The sequence below is a fragment of the Paraburkholderia sp. MPAMCS5 genome (assembly GCF_036016995.1).
Taxonomy (GTDB): Bacteria; Pseudomonadota; Gammaproteobacteria; order Burkholderiales; family Burkholderiaceae; genus Paraburkholderia.
In genome coordinates, this window is record NZ_JAYXBK010000034.1 from 1 (window position 1) to 4,030 (window position 4,030).

General features: G+C 62.2%; 4 protein-coding genes and 1 pseudogene. 3 read left to right on the forward strand and 2 right to left on the reverse strand.

Translation table 11 applies throughout. The features are described from left to right. Positions 1-136 (reverse strand): succinate dehydrogenase, cytochrome b556 subunit (locus VOM14_RS31265; protein ID WP_442955616.1); only part of this gene is annotated, 136 nt, incomplete at its 3' end. A gap of 158 nt (positions 137-294) precedes the next feature. Further along, the gene (locus tag VOM14_RS31270) at positions 295-1,095 is read right to left on the reverse strand and encodes a GntR family transcriptional regulator (RefSeq protein ID WP_327632566.1); all 801 of its coding nucleotides are present in this window, start codon (positions 1,093-1,095) and stop codon (positions 295-297) included. Between the two features lie 582 nt (positions 1,096-1,677). Between VOM14_RS31270 and VOM14_RS31275 the strand changes: the two genes are divergently transcribed. The 3 genes and pseudogenes from VOM14_RS31275 to VOM14_RS31285 form a co-directional block, all read left to right on the forward strand. Then, positions 1,678-2,661, forward strand: coding sequence for a malate dehydrogenase (locus VOM14_RS31275; RefSeq protein ID WP_327632567.1), 984 nt, complete (start codon positions 1,678-1,680; stop codon positions 2,659-2,661). A gap of 189 nt (positions 2,662-2,850) precedes the next feature. Beyond that, on the forward strand, positions 2,851-3,849 hold the full coding sequence (locus VOM14_RS31280; RefSeq protein WP_327632568.1) for an HpcH/HpaI aldolase/citrate lyase family protein: 999 nt from the start codon (positions 2,851-2,853) through the stop codon (positions 3,847-3,849). 25 nt (positions 3,850-3,874) lie between these two features. Further along, positions 3,875-4,030: pseudogene (locus tag VOM14_RS31285) on the forward strand (2-methylcitrate synthase); the annotation flags it as partial.

Sequence of the window (4,030 nt, forward strand, 5' to 3'; positions counted from 1 at the left end):
ATACGAACAGCAGGGCTCCGCTCACGCGGTGAAGAATCGACACGCGTCCCGCGAGCGGAAGGCGATACGCCGTCAATATCTGCCCGATACCGATGTTCCGGAATTCCGGCCTCGGTTTTTTTACGGCTTCAGCCATGCTAGACCCCTACTATGTAGTCACACTAATCCGCAATTTTAGCGCCTTTTCATTTCGCGCTGCAGCGAAACCCACGACAGGTCCGTTGCAGCTCACGCAATAAATGGCGCCATGAAAAAGCGCGCGTGCGGGACGCCGCGCCCATGTCCAAGCCCGATTCAGCTCAGATCGTTCTGATAGTAGTACCCGGTTGTGACATACCAACCTCGCCGGACTTCCACCGGGCGGTCTCCGTAGGTATAAGACACGCGCTCGACCGACAGCAGCGGAAATCCCGGCGGCACATGCAGCAGATCGGCCACCTGAGGCTCGGCCGCCACCGCGCGGATTTTCTCCGTGGCGCGGATCATGCGGGTGCCGAACTCCGTCTCGAACATCGCGTAGAGAGGACCCTTGTACTCGGACAGCCGCTCGAGCGTGAGCCCGCGAAACACGGCGCCCGGCAGCCAGATTTCATCGAGCACGGTGATCTCGCCGTCGAATTGCAGCAAACGCTTGATCAGCACCACAGGGTCCGCGGGCTTCAGGTCGAGTTGCCGGGCAATATCAGCCGACGCGCGCAGACGCCGGCATTCCAACAGTCGGCTTACGTGGGGATGTTCCGCGCCGTCGTCCGCCAGCAATCTCAGGAAGCGAAACTGCGCGCGATCCTCGTTATGCGTCGCAACAAACGTGCCCTTACCCTGGCGGCGCACGAGCAGGTTCTCGGCGGCCAGTTCGTCGATCGCCTTACGCACCGTGCCCTGGCTGACCTTGTATCTGGCCGCCAATTCGACTTCACTAGGAATGATCTCGCCGGGCTTCCATTCGCCGCTTTCGAGGCCCTGCGTTATCAGCCCCTTGATCTGCTGATAAAGAGGACTGAAAGTGGGCGACGCAGCCGGGGCGGCCGCGGATACACCTTCGCCGGCAGCCGTATGACCGCTCGGATTCGTGGTGTTGGCCGGGTTCGAATTCATCCGCGCATTTCATCATAAAGCGCTAGGCCGCGTCCAGCACTTCCCCCTCGACAGATGTGTCTTATATAAGACATAAGATAAAGTTGACTTTGCGCCTGTCGACTCCTACACTCCTTGGCGAGCAAGGGTTTGCGGGTTTTTTGAAGGCAGTCGGCTGCGTTTCGTTTCGCAGCGCCGCCACACGCCGGCAGCCACTCTGCACCATGCTGTTCCCACGCAGTCCAGGTTTCGATTCGCCGCCATTCGTTGGCCAGACGCTTGCCGAAACGCGCTGTTTGCAGGAGCCCGCACCGTGCAGCGGCTACCCCGGCGCCTCAATGTCCGCATTGCCCTTTCGTGAAAACGCCGGGTCCGCCCGGAGGTTTTCCGTCTCTCGAGGGTTTCGGCGCGAAGCACCGCGTTCGGGCGCTCGGTAGTACAGGTTTCCGGCATGGCGGTCTTGCCGCAGCGCCGCTGTCGGTCTCGCAAGCAATGGGCCGTCCGCGAACAGTGAATTCCGCCGTGTTTCATAACGCTTCGCTGAACGCGCATATAGAATGGCGTTTTCCCTAGCGTCTAACGCATCGTCCTGGAGATTTCTCAATGGCTAAGCCCGCAAAGCGCGTTGCCGTCACCGGCGCCGCAGGTCAAATCGCTTACTCCCTGCTGTTCCGCATCGCCAATGGTGATCTGCTCGGCAAGGATCAGCCGGTTATCCTGCAACTGCTCGACCTGCCGCAAGCGCAAGGCGCCGTCAAAGGCGTCGTGATGGAACTGGATGATTGCGCATTCCCGCTGCTGTCGGGCGTCGTGATCACCGACGACCCGAAGGTCGCATTCAAAGACGCCGACGTGGCCCTTCTGGTCGGCGCGCGTCCGCGTTCGAAAGGCATGGAACGCAAGGACCTGCTGTCGGCCAACGCCGAAATCTTCACGGTTCAGGGCAAGGCGCTGAACGAAGTCGCCAGCCGCGACGTGAAAGTGCTGGTGGTCGGCAACCCGGCCAACACGAATGCGTACATCGCCATGAAGTCGGCACCGGATCTGCCGAAGAAAAACTTCACGGCCATGCTGCGTCTGGACCACAACCGCGCGCTGTCGCAACTGGCCGCCAAGTCGGGCAAGCCGGTCGCGTCGATCGAAAAGCTCGCTGTGTGGGGCAACCACTCGCCGACCATGTACCCGGACTTCCGCTTCGCCACCGCAGAAGGTCAGGACCTGACCAAGCTGATCAACGACGACGAATGGAACCGCAACACGTTCATTCCGACCGTCGGCAAGCGCGGCGCGGCGATTATCGAGGCGCGCGGCCTGTCGTCGGCGGCATCGGCGGCTAACGCTGCAATCGACCACGTGCGTGACTGGGTGCTGGGCACGAACGGCAAGTGGGTCACCATGGGCATTCCGTCGGACGGCTCGTACGGCATTCCGGAAGACATCATCTACGGCGTGCCGGTGATCTGCGAAAACGGCGAGTACAAGCGCGTGGAAGGCCTGCAAATCGACGCGTTCTCGCGCGAAAAGATGGACGGCACGCTGCAGGAACTGCTGGAAGAACGCGAAGGCGTTCAGCATCTGCTCGGCTAAGCCTCTGATGCAAAACAACCGGAACTCCGAAGCTTTATCGCGGCGGGTTCCGGTTTTTTTCGTGCGAATCGAGCCATTGCGCCGGTTCGCAACTGATCCGAACGCGTTTTGCCCAAGCGTCACGATGGCCTTGCAGAGCGCGCCCGAATCAGTTTTCCCTCAACACGACCCACGCCCCTGACGCCGAAGATGCGCGCCCTCACACCCGCCGAAGTGCTGTTCAACGGCGAAGTGCCGCCCACTGTGCTGCCTGCCTGCGATCACTACGCCGGCAGCGAAAAGCTGATGCTGAAATCGCTCGCGTTGCAGCAGCAACTCGGCCCGGTGTTCGACATCACGCTCGACTGCGAAGACGGCGCGCAAGTTGGCCGCGAAGCGGAGCACGCGGAACTGGTCGCGTCGCTGCTCGGCAGCGAGCATGATCGCTTCGGGCGCGTCGGCGTGCGGATTCACGACTTCGGCCACGCGCACTGGCGCGACGACGTCCGCCTGATTCTGCGTGCGGCGAAGCGAGCGCCGGCTTACATCACGCTGCCGAAAATCCGCAATGTGCCCGACGCCGCCGAAATGGTCGCGTTCGTCGAGGCCACGCGCCGCGAGTTGGGCATCGTGAATCCGGTGCCGGTGCAATTGCTGGTTGAAACCCACGGCGCGCTCGCGCGCGCGTTCGATCTGGCCGCGCTGCCGGGCGTCGAAGCCATCAGCTTCGGCCTGATGGATTTCGTTTCCGCGCACGACGGCGCGATTCCCGACACGGCAATGCGCTCGCCTGGCCAGTTCGATCATCCGCTGGTGCGGCGCGCCAAGCTCGAAATTTCGGCCGCTTGCCATGCCCATGGCAAGGTGCCGTCGCACAACGTCAGCACCGAGGTGCGTGACATGAGCGTGGTCGCGAACGACGCGGCGCGTGCCCGCAACGAGTTCGGCTACACGCGCATGTGGAGCATTCACCCGGCGCAAATCGAGGCGATCGTGGCCGCGTTTGCACCGCGCAACGAAGAAATCGCCACCGCCACGGACATTCTTCTGGCCGCGCAGTCCGCGCAATGGGGACCGACGCGCCATCGCGATACGTTGCATGACCGCGCGAGCTATCGCTATTACTGGTCGGTGCTGCGTCGCGCACAATCCACTGGCCGCGCGATCCCGTCAGAGGCAGCGCCGCTTTTCGTGGAAGTGGGCCAATGAGCAGACAAACAGGAGAGTGCGGAAGATGAGCGAGACCACGCAAACCGCCGGCGCACAAGGCGGCTTCAAACCGAAGAAATCCGTGGCGCTGTCCGGCGTGACGGCAGGCAACACGGCGCTGTGCACGGTCGGCAAGACGGGCAACGATCTGCATTATCGCGGCTACGACATTCTCGACATC